Here is an 18351-nt window from a genome sequence, read left to right on the forward strand (position 1 = left end):
ATCAGACTGGAATGTAATTTAGAAAACTGAGCTGTTTTGGATCAAAGACTTCATTGGCAATGTCGATTAATTCCTCAGCGGTTGTTTCTCTCATGATTCCAAAGATAGTGTCCAAAGAGTCAATTTTGCCTTTATCCAATAAGTTTTTACCAAAAACCAGCATCAATGCAGCATAATTTTCCTCTGACATGGCCATCTGTCCGATAGCCTGTTCTTTGGCCATATGAAGCTGCATGGTTCCAAGTTTTTTGGTACGCAACTTCTCCATTTCGTTCAGAACTGACTTTCTGGCACGGTTAGCCTTGTTTTGTTCTGTAGCAAAATATACTCCGATAAACCCTGTGTCTGAATAGGTTTGGTAATGGGATTCGACGCTGTAGACATATCCATACTTTTCCCGGAGTGCAAGGTTCAGCCTTGAGTTCATACTCGGTCCGCCAAGAATATTGTTCAATAAATAAAGCTTGAACCGTCTCGGGTCATACATTGAATAGGCCGGCTGCCCGATAGCACAATGGGACTGGGTGATTTCTTTTTCTACGGTTTTGGACTTAGGTGTATAATTGGAGAAGCTGCTTCTCACATATAATCTCCTCTTTACAGGGATTTGGGAAAGATAACCTTCAACTTCCTGCAGCACTTTTTTGAAAGTGACATTACCGACTACTGAAAAGACCATCTGGGTTGTATCAAATTTTGAGGACAAAAAACCAAAGAAATCTTCTTGACTGAAGGTCTTTACAGTGTCTTCTGTGCCTAGGATGTTTCTCCCCAAGGCATGGCCTTCGAAAATAATTTCATCAAAATCATCTTGTATGGAGTCATCCGGAGAGTCACGGTACATCGCCATTTCCTCCAAAATTACCTGGCGCTCTTTGTCTATTTGTTTTTTGGGAAAGGTACTATTGAACGTGATGTCGCAAAGCAGTTCTGCCGCCTTATCGAAGTGTTCCTTCAATGTACTGGCGTAAAAACAGATTTTTTCTTTGGTAGTGTAAGCATTGAGTTCCCCTCCCAAAGTTTCAAGTCTATTGATGATGTGGTATGCTTTTCGTTTTTTGGTGCCTTTGAAAGCCATATGTTCCCAAAAATGGGCCAAACCTTCTTGTTCTTTTGATTCATCACGGCTGCCGATATTGAGCACAAACCCACAATGTACTAGCCTGGTATGGTTGACTTCTTGATGGACGATTCTGATGCCGTTAGGCAACTCTTTCAGATTGTATTGCATTATTTTATTTTCCCAAGCTCAAAGTACAAAAATAAAAGACTTTTTGAAGTCTTTTTTTAGCCAATGGATAAAAGGTATTTTTGGTTCAATTTTAAATCCCGAATTTGCCGGCAAGAAATTCCCATTTATGAAATATACCCCACTTTCCCAATCTCTCTATATCCGAAACAGGCAAAAGCTCAAATCAAAATTGCCTGCAAAGTCCATTGTTGTCCTCAATTCCAACGACATCATGCCCACCAATGCTGATGGAACGATGAGATTTAGGCAAAACAATGATTTGTTTTATTTGACAGGAATCGATCAGGAAGAATCCATCTTGGTCATTTGTCCGGATTTTCCGGATCCCAACCAAAGGGAGATACTTTTTCTCCGTGAAACAAATGAACATATCGCTATCTGGGAAGGTCATAAATACACCAAGGAGGAAGCGTTTGCGGTATCGGGTATTCATAATATCCAATGGGTTTCCAACTTTGACAATGTGCTTAATTCATTGATGGCATTGAGTAATCATGTTTTTTTGAATGCCAATGAACATCTCCGTGCATCGGTTATCGTCGAAACAAGGGACGCGCGTTTTGTCAAAACCTGTAAAGAGAGATATCCCCTTCACCAATACCATCGCGTGGCGCCATTGATGCATCAGCTTAGGTCGGTAAAAGAAAAAGAAGAAATCGACCAAATGCAGATTGCCTGTGATATCACCGAGAAAGGTTTCCGGCGGATACTTGCCTTTGTAAAGCCCGGAGTGACTGAATATGAGATTGAGGCGGAGTTTATCCATGAATTTATCAAAAACAGAAGCAAAGGATTTGCCTATGAACCCATCATTGCTTCCGGTGGCAATGCATGCGTGCTCCATTATATCGAAAACAAAGAAGTTTGCAAAGACGGAGATTTGATCCTTTTGGATGTTGGGGCAGAATACGGCAATTATAATGCGGACATGACCCGGACTATTCCTGTCAATGGAAGATTTACCAAAAGACAGAGAGCTGTATATGATGCAGTGCTAAGAGTAAAAAATCAAGCGTCCAAAATGTTAAGTCCGGGAATCAACATACAGGATTACCACAAAGAAGTGGGGCTGATAATGCAATCCGAGTTATTGGGATTGGGACTGATTGATCAGACCGATATCAAAAATCAGGACCCAAAATGGCCCGCATTCAAAAAGTTTTTTATGCATGGCACATCGCATCATTTGGGATTGGATGTCCATGATGTAGGCACGATGCACGAACCGATCACTGCAGGGATGGTCTTTACAGTAGAGCCGGGGATTTATATTCCTGAGGAACAAATGGGTATCAGGCTTGAAAATAACATTGTTGTTTTGGATAACGGATATTTTGACCTGATGAGGAATATTCCAATTGAACCTGAGGAAATAGAGGATTTGATGAACTGAGATTTAATTTCGATTGAGGTATTTGGCAGAACTGATCAATTTGATCAGTTCATGTTTTGATACTAAAAGTTATTGGAAACAAAATATTAATGTGAATGATAATTAAAATTAATTATTACAAAATTTAAAATTTTTATTATAAAAATTAAATTTTGTAATTTTTTAATTCAAATAAATCAATTAATTAATTTTAATTGCAAATTAAATTTCTCAATAAGTACTTTTTACGATATTAAGGTTGGGAATTTTGCTACTTTTTCAAAAAAAATATGTAATTTCCAAAAAAATTGAATTACATCCCGATAAAAGTGTCATTCATAAGCTTTTTAATTGTTTTATGGGGGAGTTTTTGTTCCAAACATCTGGATGTGATTATTTGATAATTTAAGTAAAAAAAGAAGTCTCTTTCTTTTAAACTCCTAAAGTGAAATGTTTGATTTTTGACCAATTAGAAATATAAATTATGAAAAAAGCCCTTAATTCTTCGCTCCTGTTATCCATCTCAATTTTATTCTTGGCAAGCTGTCAGTTTTCCAATCAAGAGGTGGTTATTGAAAAAATTGATGCAGAATTTAGAAAAGTAAATGTCGAGGATTTCAGGGCTGAACTGCCGGGATACTTTGCAGATCAGCTTGGAGAATTTGAAAAAGAAAGGATCAATAACTACGATGTGGAATTTGTGGGAAGAAATGTGGAAAAAATAGACGGAGTTACAAGTACCACATTCCACTATAAAGTAAGCGGCACCGGAAAATCTTCAGATTTAGAGAAATTTTTTCTTCAGGTACCTTCATGTGCCGGCGTTCCTACCTCTTGGGAACCGCTCCAATCTTCTAAATTGGATTCAAAAGGGATCACTTGGAATACAACAATCGGAAAAGATGAAAGTAAAAGCTTTTCTATGACTTTCCCTGGCGATGTGCCTCTTGGGGTTATCGAAAGCAGTATCACTAGGAATGGCAAAAGAGAAAAATGTACAATAATGGGCCCCTGCGAAGGCGTGACAGATATTTGTGGAAGCATTTTTATTGATGCCAATGCAGACGGAATCAAACAAAACTCTGAATCAGGTATTCCTGAAATTGAAATATTTTTGAGGGACAAAACAACAAATAAAATTTTAGGATCAGTATTGACCCTTGAAGATGGGTCTTTTTCTTTCCAAGTTTTGGAAGGTGAATACAACGTCGAAACCACCGACGAGTTGCTCAAACTCAGTTATAATGCAACGACACCATCGAGCGTGCACTTTTGCACTGATGAGACAGATGGTTCTTGCATCAATTTTGGATTCGAAATAGATTCGGAAAAAACAACCCGTGAATTGTTAGAAGGAATTATTGAAGGGACGGCGGAATGCACCGATTATTGGGTCGATCAGTTAAAATATTGTGGATCATCTAAGGGTGATTATACTGAGGCTGAAATTTTAGAATTTCTCAAGCAAATCGAGAAACTCTTGTTGACTGAACCTTTTCAGTTTGGAAGCAAAAAAATCAAAACAGCATTGGAAATTCTGCAACCAACAGGAAAGACTGACATAGAAATGTTCCTTAAAGAATTGCTTACAGCAGAACTTAACGTAGTCAGCCAAAGAGGTGCACTTAAAGATGTTAATGGGGTTTTAGTAATATGGGATAATTATAACCTGGCATTATTGATTCATTCTGAAGCCATCGGATGTGAAGAGCTTGGTACTTGCTCGGAAGACATCAATGACAGAAAATCCAATACCCAAAATGCAGGTTCAAGAACAATGAATACAAGGTTGGTTGACACCACAAATACGCTTCGTGCATTTAATGGAACCGGAGGAATCAGGAATTAATTAATGTAATTGATTATATTCATTCGATGAATCTCCGTTTTTCACTAGCCATTTCTTTTTTATTCATGTATAGTTTCAAAGTGGCAGCCCAAGAGCTGCCCTTTGTTCATTATACACCTGACAGTGAATTGAATCCATTGCCGTCAGCAATGGCTACAAATGTTTTTCAAGACAGTGAGGGATTCATATGGATGGCAGTTCATTCTTCTGGTTTGGTTCGTTTTGATGGAACCAAGATGGATCTTTATGGGCAAAAAGATGGTGTCAAAGACCTTGGGGTCTGGCAGGTTGTAGAAGATAAATTAGGGTACCTATGGGTAACATCTAATTCTGGGTTGGTGGTATCAAAAGAACCTGTATCTAATTATAAAAATGGGAGGAGGTTATCTTTTACCTCAGAATTTAAGGGAAAATCCCTTTACTCCGAAATCGTCAATCTCAATCAAATAGCGGTGGATAGCAGTGGGATAGTTTGGGTGGGTACTGTTGCGAAAGGATTTTTGAAATACCATATAAATGAAAAAAACAATTTAGAAGTAGATATTTTAAATATCGAAAAGAAAGGCAAAACACCCCAACAGATTACCACACTTTTTTCAGGGAAGACAGGAATATTGGCAGGGATAGGGGGAGGCCAACTTGTCCGGATATCAGGCAATAAAATCCAATTGATTTATTCTTCTGACAAAAACTCTGAAGATCAAAATTTTGCTTCCCTGCTGGAAGATGAGAAAGGGAAAATTTGGGCATATAGGCAAAACGGAGAAGTCCTACTTTTCAAAAATGAATTAAGCAATCCTTTAAAAATTGCTCAATTAAAGCAATCCAATATTGCCAGTCTTGCCACTGTGACTGAAGGCAGTGTATGGGCAGTGAGTGGAGTTAACGGGATTACCAGATTCAATGATCAATCTGGGGAAATAATGGGTCATTTCACCAGATCAAATGGGTTATTGAGCGATAATGTTTTTAATGTAAGCAAAGACAGGGAAGGAAACGTATGGGTTGCCCAATCGGGAGGGACTTCAAAGCTAAGGTTTAATTTCAATGCTTTTGAAAATTTTAGCACTCGCTCTATAGCTGGTGAAAAGCCAATTTTACCTTCCGCTAAAGTAAATACTTTACTTATGGTTCCTACCGGTTCATACCCTTTTCGGGTTTTGGCTGGAACCGAGGGTGGAGTCTCATGTATCTCCGAAGACGGGACTTCCACCTATATTACACAAGCAGATGGGCTTACTGGAGATTGGGTAAATGGTCTGGAAATGGATATCGAAGGAAGGATTTGGATAGCCACCACACAAGGCTTAAATGGGTTGGTATTTGATAAGAAATTGGTTTTAAAAGAGGCAGTTGAACGCAAAACCATTACAATAAATGGGAAAACAGGAATTCTGTTTACCATACCCAACAGTCCACCCATAATTGCTTCCGAAAAATTGATCATTAAAGGTCCCGCCGAGACAGAAGATATAACCTCAATTTGGTTCGCTGGATTAAGGAGTATAGTTGGAATCGTTTCAGGAAAAATCTATGTCTTTGGTATTGAATCGGGACTTCCTCCGGGATTAAATAAATCGATAGCTTTTGATGGAAATGGTCACCTTTGGGTTGGTACCGTGGACAAAGGAATTTATAGAAGTACCAAAAAAATCACAAAAGAATATCTTTCTGAAAAAGCAGTTTTTACCGGTAGGAATAGACTTTTTGAGCAGTTCTGGTCCACCCAAGATGGCGCTCCAACAAATCACATCGAAAAATTATTGCGAAATAACGGTAAAATGTGGGTTGGTACCCAAGAAGGCCTTCTTCTACTAGAACAAGACAAAGGTGCCATTTTGAAACATATCACCAAAGAAAGTGGATTGCCTGCGAACAATGCGGTTAGTTTTGCTGTGGCACCTAATACCCAAAATCTCTGGGTAGGCACTAATAGCGGTCTTGCAGAAGTTGATATGGAAAGTGGGAAAGTTCTCAACCAAGTAACCAAACAGGATGGATTGATTGCAGATGAGGTTTGGCTTTATGGTTCGGTCAAAGTGGATAATGAGGGCCTGGTTTATTATGGAACCTCCAAGGGTTTTTCAATTTATAACCCACGGTGGGATAGGAAAAATAACGTTCCACCGGTAGTGGTGCTAACCTCCGCTTTGATATCATACAGAACCGAAGGCCGGAATGAAGCGATATTTGAATATTCAGCCCTTAGTTTTTCAAATATTTCTGGGGTAAAATACAAAACCAGACTTGTCGGTTATGACGACGATTGGTCGCCTGAGACAAACCAAAAGCGACTGAGATATACCAATTTGCCTGCTTTTTTTTGGTCAAAATCCTATACACTTGAAGTGATAGCTATCAATGACAGTGGAGTGGAATCCTCGGAGCCAATGACATATACATTTATGGTGAAGCCAATATGGTGGCTCCGGTGGTGGGCATTTTTGATCTTAATATTCATTTTCGGTTTGGTTATTCTTTCTTTAGACAGAGTACAGAGAAGACGGGTATTAAGAAAAGAACGGGAAATTGCAAAATTGCGGGAAGCGGAACTCCACGCTGATGCGGCGATTGCTAGGTCATTGGCGGCAGAAGCCCAAGCCCAGGCCCTTAAGGCAGATAACGAAAAGAAGGCAATAGAACTGGAAAAAATACAGGAATTAGAGAAAGCCTATCAGGAACTCAAGTCCGCCCAAAACCAGCTCATCCAAGCAGAGAAAATGGCCTCGTTGGGAAGACTTGCCACAGGTATCGCACATGAAATAAAGAACCCGCTCAATTTTGTCAACAATTTTGCCGCTCTTTCCGGTGAATTAATCGATGAATTGACTCAGGCAATAAGAGATAATAATCAGGTTGAAATTGATTATTTGATGGAAAATATAAAAATCAATGCGGGGTTAATTGAGGAACATGGAAAGAGAGCTGATGCAATTGTAAGGTCAATGATGCAGCATACGCGTCAGGGGAAATCAACTTTTGAAATTGTTGAAATCAATAATCTTGTCGAAAAATACATCGATCTAACCTACAACAGCAAAGGAGCCCATAATCCGGGTTTTTTTACGGCAGTTAAAAAAGATTTCCATCCAAATTTGAAGAAAGTCAAAATTTCCGGCCAAGAGATTGGCCAGGTTCTTATCAATATTATTGGAAATGCATTTGATGCGGTTTGGGGAAAAACCAAAAACAACCCAGAAGGATTTGAACCTGAGGTTTCGATTTCCACTTTTATGGCCGGGGATAAGGTAGGAATCAGAATTTCAGATAATGGACCGGGAGTACCAAGTGAGAATCAAGAGAAAATTTTTGAGCCCTTTTTTACCACCAAACCTACTGGGGAAGGTACTGGGTTGGGTCTCAGTTTAAGTTATGAGATTATAACGCACGGGCATAACGGCTCATTGCTCTTGGAAAAGAAAAATGGGGAAGGGGCTTCATTTGTTATTTTATTGCCTGTTTATTAAAGAGGCAACTTCATTTTTCACCTTCTTTTTAGCCCTTTGGAATTTAAAAATAAGCGCAAAAATATAGTTAAGGAAAAAATCGGAAAATGAGCCACAGATTGAATTCCACATATAGCTCATTTTAGCCTTATTGCTTTGAATGGAGTGCAATTTCATTTCCCTCCGAATCATGAAACAATGCCATAAATCCAATATCAGGGGAGATTTCGGTTTTGGGCTGAATGATTTTTCCGCCGGCTTTTTCAATTCTGCTGAGTTCGACATTTACGTCTTCTGATGAAAAATAAATTTTGGTGCCCTCGGTACTCGGTTTATAAAATCCTTCAGCTTTGACCAGACTTCCTCCTGCACCGAGTCTGCTTTCGTCCCAGGGAAACCATGCCATATCGATTGGGCCCATATGATGACGATCAAGTTTACAATCAAAGACTGCTTCGTAAAAAGCCATGGCTCTTTCCATTTTTTCGACTGGTATTTCAAACCAGCCAATGCTTACATGTTTCATAGTGGTAATGGGTTTAAAGAATAAATTTAAATAAATTCATCCAAAATTTACCATTTCAAAAAAGCAGTCTTATGAAAAAAAGAAGCCGTAATTCCAGAAGAATATTTATAAAAACATCCACAATAGCCGGTATCGGTCTGGGGGTTTATAGAAATTCGTTCGGTTTTTCTTCAGATCAAGTAAAGAACTTCCAGGGAAAAAAAGTCGGAATAATTGGATTGGATACTTCGCACAGTATCGCTTTTACCAAAGTATTGAATGGACATAAAGATGACCAATTGTATTTTGGTTACCATGTCGTCGCTGCTTATCCTTTTGGAAGTAAGGATATCAAATCGAGCATGGATAGAATACCGGGTTACACTGAAGAAATCCAGAAAATTGGAGTTGAAATCGTAGGTTCTATCGCAGACTTGCTTCAAAAAGTAGATGTGGTGTTGTTGGAAACCAATGATGGGAAACTTCATCTAGAACAGGCTATGGAAGTATTTAAAGCTGGGAAGCGCATGTTCATTGACAAACCTATGACTGCTTCTCTTGAGGATGCCCAGGCCATCTTTGAAGCTTCCAAACAATACAAAATCCCGGTGTTTTCAGCATCTTCTTTGAGATACATTACAGGAATTGAAAAAATTGACAAAAGCACCGTTATCGGCGCCAGTACATTTAGCCCTGCCGAATTGGAACCTTCGCATCCGGATTTATTCTGGTATGGGATACATGGAGTGGAAACCTTATTTACCGTAATGGGTGCAGGATGTGAGTCTGTGGTGAGGGTATCTACCAATGATACAGATGTGGTCACCGGGATATGGAAAGATGGAAGAGTCGGGACTTTTAGAGGAACCCGGACAGGCAAACATGATTATGGAGGTACGGTTTTTACCCAAAGCGGAAATGTGGTTTTAGGCCCTTATGCCGGATATGAACCTTTGCTTTTGGATATTGTAAAATATTTTGATACGGGCATTGTGCCAGTGCAGCCTGAAGAAACCCTTGAAATTTTGGCTTTTATGGAAGCGGCGGATATCAGCAAAAAGCTTGGAGGTCAATCTGTTTCTGTGAGAGAACTATTGGATAAAAAATAAAGTAAGGTCAAAGTAAAAATTTGATTTTTACCTTGACCAGTTTTCTTTCCAAATATGGAATTCAGCCGGAGAAACCCTGAAACGTGCAAAACTCCCCTCATGGACACCGAGCAATTCTGACTCCACATATTCAATAAACTTATTCTGATCGGTTTTCAGTATTTCATTAGCTTTCCTTTTGATCCTGTCCGATCCTTCTTTTGGACTCAGGTTATTTGAGATGATCTCAGTGACAAGTTCCCTGATTTCATTTCGGTATCGGGTCCTAAATGCATCAGGTTCTCCTACTGTTTGTCTGATAGCAGCATACCGGATTGCTGATCTTTCATAAGCCCATATAAAAACATCCTTCAACAATTCAATCCTGTTGAGCTCATAAACCCCCAAAATCGCCTGTACATAAACCTCATTTGGGACATCCACAAACGAAAGAGGGGACAGGTTATGTTTGAAGAAGGGAATATTTGCAGCAAGTCTCGAGGTCCGTTTGTTGACATCATCAAATGGCTGCAAATAAGGGAAATGCACCATAATGAAGAAGGCCTGCTCAAATGGATTCTGAATCTCCTTGACTTTTTGCAAGATCAACTCAAATTGGTCTGCTATCAGTTGCGGAATTGACAATGGTGTATAGGCGGATTTATGGATTCCTACCGGAATGGACCTCAGGCGGCCTATGGAATTCTGGTCCTGCAGAAGGTTATCAGCCAATAGCGCATGAAGATTTAGAATGATATAGGAATTGAATTCCAAATCATCTCCCAACTGTACCAAAAATTCTATAGCCTCTTTATGGTTGAGGATCATTTGGGATTCTTCGATGGATTTTCCATCGGCAGATTCACCAAAATTCACCAACCTTTGTGTATCCAACAAAGAATAGGTATTTCCTTCCAATCTACTGGAATTCCAACTCAAGTCTATCAGCAACCTGCTTAAGACCTCTTTGGCATGGGTTCCTGCTGGTTGGTTTTGATTTCCGGTTTTACCCAATTCTGTCAGTGTTTTAATTTCTTTTTCTGAGAGGTATTGGTCTACATTGGGCCGGTAGGATTCCAAGAACTGCCTGTCGTACCCTACTTTTGGTCTGCTGATCAATGGTTTGGCTAATGCATCTTTGATCTTTTTTCCTTCTTTGGAAATTGGAATTTCTTCCTTTTTTTCCAAGATATACTTTGGCGGATCACTTTCTCTGACCACATTTCTTTCATAGACCGGATGGTATTTTGTAGCTTTTGATCCTCCGCTTACATAAAGTCCCCCGTTTTCTTTTAGGATTTTAAGTCTTCTCTGTAATGTTCTTAGCTCTATTTCAAAATCAAGATTTTCTTTGATTTCTTCCAAAGTGATTCCTTCAGGAAATTTTACCAAAATTTCCTTGATGGCATTTAATTCTTTGGTTTTTGGAATTTTCATCTCTTTCTATTCGCGACAAATTTATGTATTTTTTTGTCGTGAATTTAATATTTAAGACAATTTTTTCTTAATTCGCGACATTTTTTTGTCGCGAATTAAATCATTTTGTCGCAAAATCTCTGTTTTACGTCAAATTTTGAAAACCTCTCCGTTCTTAACGACTTTGTGGATTTTAATTTTTCCGCTGTCTCGGAGTTTGAAAAATACGAGGTCGGTATTGGTATTTGGTATTTGAAAACCGATTCCTAAATAAGCCGCCGGTATGACCGAGGCCATTTTCCAAGCCATCGAAAGGTCTGCTAGCTTTTTTTCTATCAGGTATTCCATGCCTTCAAGGAGTGTTTTACTTGCTCCTGCCAATAATCCATTACCGTTTTTCAAGGATAATTTTCCATTTGGTGAGAGGATTACTTCATCTCCAATATGGGTGTTGTATTCTCCGGGAGGCATTCCGCAAAACTTTGTTGCATCACTTACCAAAAAAGCTTTTTCTCCTTTAACCTTCAAAACCACTTTCAAAAATGAATCCGGCACATGAAATCCATCTGCTATCAAGCTCGCATGAAGCTGGTCCAAGGAGAGTTGATCCCAAAGGATATTGGGATGACGCTGAAGCATCAGCGGAACGGCATTTCCAAGATGGGTAGAAAGGCTTGCGCCTGCATCTATTCCTTTTTCCAAATCCTCCATAGCAGCATTGCTATGCCCAAAGGCTACTTTTATTCCATTGGCGCAACATTTTTTGATGAATGAAAATGCATTATCCAACTCAGGAGCCATGGTGATGAGCTTTATTCTTCCACCAGATGCATCCTGAAATTTGCTTAACAAATCCCAATTGGGCTTTTGGATATATTTAGAATTATGGGCTCCTTTCGCCCCCTCTTCTGAAGAAATAAAAGGACCTTCTAAGTGAATCCCTCCGATGCATGCAGCAATCAAGGGATTATTATCACAGGCTTCTTTGAAGGTAGAAAAAATGGAGATGATGACTTGATCTTCGTTGGTAATCAGGGTTGGAAAAAAGGTGGTGACGCCTTTGCTCAACAAAAAGTGTGTAGCACTTTCGATATCCGACACAGAGAGTTTTGGATCATTGAAATCAATCCCATTTACGCCGTTTATTTGCAAATCCACCAATCCGGGCCCAATAAAAAAATGATCATTCAATTGTTTTTTGGATGGTTTGACGCTTGTGGTTATAAAATTCCCACTTGAATTGAAAACACACAGCTTTCCGGACAGGCAATCAATTCCAATAGATTCATTTTTATCATTTGGCTCCAAAATTTCAAGATAGGATTGGATATCCAAAAAGAGATGGCAATTGGCGTGGATTCTCAAAATCGATGCCGGGCATTGCGTTTCGGTCGGACCTGAAATGGTGTCGGTGACAGCATGTCTTTTGTTTTTGCCGGGCACTACACAGCAGATATAAGCTGTGTCAAGAAGGGCGGTAATTGTCAGTGTCAAAGCATGGCTCGGTACTTCTTCCAAAGCTGAAAAGCAACCATCATTGATCTGTTGCTGCCTGCAGACCCGGTCTAGCGCTACCATTTTCACTGTTTTGGAATCATTGAAATCTGCCACAGGAGGATCATTGAAGGCAATGTGTCCGTTTTCACCGATTCCCATGCAGACCAAGTCAATTGGAGCTTGACGCAACAAAGAGGCATAGCGGTCGCATTCTTCTTCCGGATTTTTATTGCCATCAATGAGATTTATTTTCCCGAAAGGCAACTTGTCAAACAGTTTTTCTTTAAGAAAATTTGAAAAAAGGGCAGGTGAATCCTTGCTTAGACCCACATATTCATCCATATGAAATGCGGTCACTTTTTCCCAAGGTATTTTTGAAGAAGTGCGTAAAGCTGCTAAAAATTCATTTTGTGACGGAGCCGCTGCAAAAACAATTCTCACGTTTTCTTTTTCTTCCAAAACCTTCAATATTCTTTCTTCTACTGCTTTTGCAGCAGCCTCGCCCATTTCTTTTCTTGAATCGAATACATTGATTTCCATGATTTCTGATGGGTTTTTTATTCTTTACTGATGTCCTGAAGCATTGCTTTTACTTTGTCGGGAACAGTTCGGATTTGGACAAGTCCAATGAAAACATATACCAATGCAGATACGATCAGGGGAAGGCTAACTTGTAAGGCCAAGCTGCTGATTTCAATATTCTTGGTGATAATGAAGGTGAGGAGGCCTGCAAAAATGGAGCTGATGGCAGCGACCGGACCGCAAGATTTGAAGGCTGGAATAACCCCAAAAAGCATAGGAACGGCAATAGGTCCTACCAAAGCCCCAAACCAGGTAATGATCAAGCCGAGAATTCCACCAAAATATTCATATTGAAGGGCGACAATTATAGTCAGCAGGGTAAATATGAAAGTCGTAACCCTCGCTGTGAGCAACGAAATTTTATCTAAGCTGAATTTTTTGGAAACGTTTGGAAGAATATCTCTTGTGATCACGGCAGAAATGGTATTGATATCCGAGGAAGTCATGGACATCGTATTGGCAAAAAGAGAGGCAATCACCAGTCCAACCAAACCTGAAGGCAAAAGCAAAAGGGTCAGTTGACCATAAGACTGACTTGGATCTGCCAAATCAGGAAGCAAAATAGGTGCAGCCCACATCGGGAAAAACAAAATTAAAGGCCAAATCAAATATAGCCAACCTGATAGCCTTGCTGCTTTGGTAGCCTGAGATTCTGAAGGGGAAGAAATATAACGGGTGGCAAGATTCCATTGACCACCATTATAAGAGAGGGAATTTATAAACAAAAATGCAAGGGCAAAACCTACACCATAGGGATCATTAAATGGTTGGCTGTTGGCTGAAGGCAATTTTTCCCACATAGTAAAAATGCTTTCCGGTCCATCAAGATTGTAAAGCACAGCAAAGAACATAACAAATCCTCCCAAAAGTTGAATGATAAATTGCGCAAAATCAGTCATCACCACCGCCCACAATCCTCCAAAGGTGATGTACAAAAGAGAGATTCCTCCTGATATCAAAATACCGATTGGAAGACTGATGCCGGTAAAAACATTGAGCAAAATGGCAATAGAGGCCCATTTGGCTCCGATATCGAATAGTTTTAACAGCACACCGCTCCAAGCCATGATCTGTTGGGTGAGGATATTGTAGCGTCGGGCAAGGAATTCAAGGGGGGATTGGATATGGAATTTTTTTCGAAGCCTAACCCATCGCACTGGAAATATTTTGGCACTGGCCAAAATTGTCAAGCCGATAGTAAATGCCCACCAAACATATATTGTAAATCCATGGGTATACGCAATTGCGGCATAAGCAACGAAAACTGCCCCACTATATCCCGAGACGTGGTGGGATATTCCTGAAAGCCACCAAGGTAAGTTTCCTCCTGCGACAAAATAATCGTCAGCGTTTTTATTTCGGAAATAGGAGTAAACCCCGATCACCAACATCAGGAGAAAAAAAGCGGTGATTACAATCAGGTCAAAAGAGGTGAGCTTCATGGTCAGGTGGAGGAGGAGTGGGAAATTGGGTTTACACTTTTGGTTCCCACCCAGGTTGGTAATCCCTTCTCCAATATTTCATCGCCTCTTTGCTGCCGATAATGTGGCCGTTTTTAGGATCCACGTTCAGTGTCTCACCTGTCCTTTGTGCAATATTTCCCAATTGGACCAAGAGTGTACTCGTCTGTCCCCCGATAATTTCAGCTGCTAGTGGAGTTCCTTTTTTGATTCCATCAAACATGTTTTGGATATGGATGGCGTCAAGTTCCTGGGTTGGGTCGGAAAGATTTCTCGCATCCACGGGTCGGTCGTATTTCACTTCTTTGACGAGTTTGTTTTTTAAATCATAAATGGAGTAAGCATTGCCACCTCCAATATTCACAGAACCCTCTTCCCCGTAGAAAATCAGGCCTACACTCGATCCTTCATTGTTGATACCGTTGCAGCTTCTTCCTTCCCAACTGATCATACTTTTGTTTTCAAATTCCATATTGATCATTTGGGTATCCGGGGTTTCCCAATCGTCCTGATAGCGGTACCTTCCTCCCGCGGAAGTAACTTTAGTCGGGAATTCCACACCCAATCCCCATCGTGCCAGATCGACCATGTGGGTACCATTGTTCAATGCTTCGCCTGTTCCCCAATTCCAGAACCAATGCCAATTGTAATGGATGACATTGTCTCTAAAGTCTTCTCTTGGAGCCGGACCTTGCCATAAGTCATAATCCAAATGGGTAGGGACTGCCGTTTTTTTACCGATTCCAATAGGCCCGCGGTTGTTGGTATACCAGGTTTTGGCATAATATGGTCTTCCGATAGTACCGTCATGGACTTCTTTGATGGCTGCAGCCACGTTGGGCCATGACCTTCTTTGGTTACCCATTTGGATCAGTCTTTTGTATCTGGCAGCAACTTGGAGCAATATTTCCCCTTCGTTGGGATTATGGCTGGAAGGTTTTTCCAAGTAAACATCCTTTCCAGCTTTGCATGCAAGAATGGCTGCGGGTGCGTGCCAATGGTCAGGAGCTGCAATTACCAACACGTCTACATCCTTGTCCTCCAGGCTTTTTCTAAAATCCGGAGTTGCTTTTGGAATGGAGTTTTGGATTTTAGCTACTGCATTGATGCATTTTTCTGCGGCCAATTGATCCACGTCGCAGATATGGATGACCTCTGCATTTGGTTGGTTTGCAAAATTTTGGGCCAAGGCATTTCCGCGGCTGTTCACTCCCATAACTGAAACCTTGATTCTTTCATTGGCTCCAAGGATTTTTCCGTAGCTTTTTGGACTGAAGGCAGGAAGTACTCCTCCAATCGAAAATACCGCAGTACTTGCGATGGATTTTTTGAGAAAATCTCTCCTGGAATCTTTGGAAGTTGTCATGTTATGTAGTGGTGGGTTAAAGTGATTTTTGAAGAAATGACTCGGGAATTATTTCTCCATCATTTACAATATATTGATTAATACTTCGCAGATAAAGATTTTTTACGGGACAGGTTATTTCATGTAATTCCCAACTTTCACCTTTGTTTCAATGGCAGCTTAATTGGTCAAAAGCCATTTTTCATTTTTCAACTTCTACCAACCTAAGTGTCCAGTGAGTTATTCTTTATTGAAGGATTTATTGGGGGAACTCAACCAAAAAAACCGATTTTTTTGAATTAGTGGATAGATATTGTATTTTACTGATAATTAATAGATTGGAAAGATTAAAATATATTTCCATTTACAGACCCAAAATAAAACAGCATTTATATGTCAGATAAAATTTATTCGCCCGAAAAAAAAGACAGGAGGGAATTCCTAAAATCCGCCGGTACTGCTTTGATTGGAAGTGCCGCTCTCCCTTTTGTATTTCAGGTCAATCCTGCTTTTGCAATGAAGAACAATACCCTCAAAGTGGGCTTGATTGGATGTGGAGGTAGGGGAACCGGAGCGGCACTGCAGGCTCTAAAAGCAGATTCTGACGCAGTTCTGACCTGTATGGGAGATATTTTTTCCGATTATCTGGATGAATCTTACCAAGCATTATTCGAAGCAAATCCCAATCAAGTCAAAGTGGGTAAAGAAAACCGTTTTGTTGGATTTGATGCGTACAAAAAAGTCATAGAATCGGACGTGGATGTGGTTATCCTTACTACACCTCCTGCATTCCGGCCTAGTCATTTCAAAGCTGCTATTGAGGCCGGAAAACATGTTTTTTGCGAAAAGCCCGTCGCTGTGGATGCTCCCGGTGTTCGGAGTGTTTTGGAAACTGCCAAACTAGCCAAGTCCAAAAACCTTTCCGTGGTTTCAGGATTTACATTTCGGTATGATTTTCCCAAAAGGGCTCTTTTTGAAAGAATCAACAATGGGGACATAGGTGAAGTAGCTTCCGTGCTTACAGTAAGAAATGGTGGAGGATTGTGGTATAAAGACAGGAAACCTGAGTGGAAAGAAATGGAATACCAATTGAGAAACTGGTATTACTATGATTGGCTTTCGGGTGATTATATCGTAGAGATGATGGTCCATAGCCTTGACATGATGTCATGGGCTTTTGGCGACAAACTTCCTGTCAAAGCCACAGGGTCAGGTGGCAGACAATCCAGAACCGAAGAAAAATACGGGAATATCTATGACCATTTTGCCATAGAATATGAATATGAAAAAGGCGCAAAAGGAATCCATTTCAGTAGACAACAACAAGGGGCTTCCAATATCAATAAAGCGGAAATCATGGGAAGAAATGGAAATGCCATCGTAGACATCGGAAGGCAAATCCATCGAATAGAAGGACAAAATCCATGGAATTATGAGGGTGAAAAAAACAATCCCTATGAAACCCAACATGAGGAATTGTTTGCGGCTATAAGGTCAGGGAAGTCTATCAATGAAGGTGACCTGATGGCAAACAGTACTATGTTGGCGGTTTTAGGGAGAATGGTCGGCTATACCGGGCAAACTATCGGATGGCAAGAAGCGCTCAATTCCACTCAATCCTTAGGACCTAAATTGGAAGAATATGATTGGGATCTGAAATGGCCTGTTCCTGAGGTGGCCATCCCAGGGAAAACCAAGTTTTTTTGATCAATATTTCCATCCTCGGTAGATTTCCTTTCTAAAAATCCTTTCCAAAAAATTTACTCCAAATGAAAATCCTGAGACCATTATCCATCGGCTTTCTTCTATTTCTACTGGCAAATTCCCCAAGTTTTTGTCAGGAATATCTTTTTGAGTTTGGGAAATCAAGGGGGTTAGAAGCCCTCGTTTCCGATAAGTCACCAAAAGAAACTTCATTAAAATGGTATAATGTCAATACAGAAAAAGACACCTGGTATTTTGAAGGGCAGGAACTGGTATGTAGGGGATTGCCTATCGGAGTGATCCGATCCGAAAAGCAATATGAAAACTTCATCATGCACATTGAATGGAAGCACATGGAACTTGGAGGAAACTCAGGGACTTTTGTTTGGAGCAGTGCTGTCCCCGGAGAGCAGAGGCTGCCCGATGGTGTCGAGGTGCAGATGCTGGAATTGGACTGGGTCAACCAAAATAAAAAAGACGGCGTCTTGCCTCCAATCGCTTATGTCCATGGCGAATTGTTTGGTGTGGGCGGAGTGACTACTGTACCTGATAACCCACGTGGAACCCGGAGCAAATCCATTGAAAACAGATGCTTGGGAAGAGGGGAGTGGAATACTTATGTGGTCATTTGTGTAGATGGCGTCATCAAACTCTCTGTAAACGGAAAATTTGTCAATGGCATCAGCCAAGCTAGCCAAAAGAAAGGATATATCTGTCTGGAATCTGAAGGCGCTCCGATTCATTTCAGAAACCTGAAAATTACCGAATTGCCTTCAGGAGTCATATCAGCAGAACAAATCGCCCCTCTTTTGACCTCTGGAAATTAAAAGGCCTG

The 18351-nt window shown here is 40.4% G+C and carries 12 protein-coding genes; 6 read left to right on the forward strand and 6 right to left on the reverse strand.

What is annotated here, in order from left to right:
* Position 1: 1 nt before the first annotated feature.
* Complete coding sequence (locus MMU05_RS11450) at positions 2-1231, reverse strand: M16 family metallopeptidase (RefSeq protein ID WP_241141820.1); 1230 nt, start codon at positions 1229-1231, stop codon at positions 2-4.
* 127 nt (positions 1232-1358) lie between these two features.
* Between MMU05_RS11450 and MMU05_RS11455 the strand changes: the two genes are divergently transcribed.
* The 3 genes from MMU05_RS11455 (at position 1359) to MMU05_RS11465 (ending at position 7940) form a co-directional block, all read left to right on the forward strand.
* The gene (locus tag MMU05_RS11455; protein WP_241141821.1) at positions 1359-2645 is read left to right on the forward strand and encodes an aminopeptidase P family protein; all 1287 of its coding nucleotides are present in this window, start codon (positions 1359-1361) and stop codon (positions 2643-2645) included.
* A gap of 463 nt (positions 2646-3108) precedes the next feature.
* Positions 3109-4473, forward strand: a complete 1365-nt coding sequence (locus MMU05_RS11460; protein ID WP_241141822.1) for an SdrD B-like domain-containing protein — start codon at positions 3109-3111, stop codon at positions 4471-4473.
* 65 nt (positions 4474-4538) lie between these two features.
* Positions 4539-7940 (forward strand): sensor histidine kinase, encoded by a 3402-nt coding sequence (locus MMU05_RS11465; protein WP_241141823.1) that lies wholly within the window; start codon positions 4539-4541, stop codon positions 7938-7940.
* Positions 7941-8067: 127 nt separating this feature from the next.
* Here MMU05_RS11465 and MMU05_RS11470 read toward each other — a convergent pair whose 3' ends face one another.
* Complete coding sequence (locus tag MMU05_RS11470; protein ID WP_241141824.1) at positions 8068-8445, reverse strand: VOC family protein; 378 nt, start codon at positions 8443-8445, stop codon at positions 8068-8070.
* Between the two features lie 71 nt (positions 8446-8516).
* On the opposite strand from MMU05_RS11470, the gene MMU05_RS11475 reads away from it, so the two are divergent.
* Positions 8517-9533 (forward strand): Gfo/Idh/MocA family protein, encoded by a 1017-nt coding sequence (locus MMU05_RS11475; RefSeq protein ID WP_241141825.1) that lies wholly within the window; start codon positions 8517-8519, stop codon positions 9531-9533.
* A 27-nt stretch (positions 9534-9560) separates the two neighbouring features.
* Here MMU05_RS11475 and MMU05_RS11480 read toward each other — a convergent pair whose 3' ends face one another.
* From MMU05_RS11480 to MMU05_RS11495, 4 genes are all read right to left on the reverse strand, one after another.
* Positions 9561-10949, reverse strand: a complete 1389-nt coding sequence (locus MMU05_RS11480; RefSeq protein WP_241141826.1) for a Fic family protein — start codon at positions 10947-10949, stop codon at positions 9561-9563.
* Positions 10950-11078: 129 nt separating this feature from the next.
* Entirely contained in the window at positions 11079-12965 is a 1887-nt protein-coding gene (locus MMU05_RS11485) for a 6-phosphogluconolactonase (protein WP_241141827.1), read from the reverse strand.
* Positions 12966-12982: 17 nt separating this feature from the next.
* On the reverse strand, positions 12983-14449 hold the full coding sequence (locus MMU05_RS11490; RefSeq protein WP_241141828.1) for a sodium:solute symporter family protein: 1467 nt from the start codon (positions 14447-14449) through the stop codon (positions 12983-12985).
* Between the two features lie 31 nt (positions 14450-14480).
* On the reverse strand, positions 14481-15833 hold the full coding sequence (locus MMU05_RS11495; protein ID WP_241141829.1) for a Gfo/Idh/MocA family protein: 1353 nt from the start codon (positions 15831-15833) through the stop codon (positions 14481-14483).
* 372 nt (positions 15834-16205) lie between these two features.
* Between MMU05_RS11495 and MMU05_RS11500 the strand changes: the two genes are divergently transcribed.
* Both MMU05_RS11500 and MMU05_RS11505 read left to right on the forward strand, forming a co-directional pair.
* On the forward strand, positions 16206-17519 hold the full coding sequence (locus tag MMU05_RS11500) for a Gfo/Idh/MocA family protein (RefSeq protein ID WP_241141830.1): 1314 nt from the start codon (positions 16206-16208) through the stop codon (positions 17517-17519).
* A 62-nt stretch (positions 17520-17581) separates the two neighbouring features.
* Positions 17582-18343, forward strand: coding sequence for a 3-keto-disaccharide hydrolase (locus tag MMU05_RS11505; protein ID WP_241141831.1), 762 nt, complete (start codon positions 17582-17584; stop codon positions 18341-18343).
* Positions 18344-18351 lie beyond the last annotated feature (8 nt).

Source organism: Cognataquiflexum rubidum, assembly GCF_022538115.1.
Lineage (GTDB): Bacteria > Bacteroidota > Bacteroidia > Cytophagales > Cyclobacteriaceae > Cognataquiflexum > Cognataquiflexum rubidum.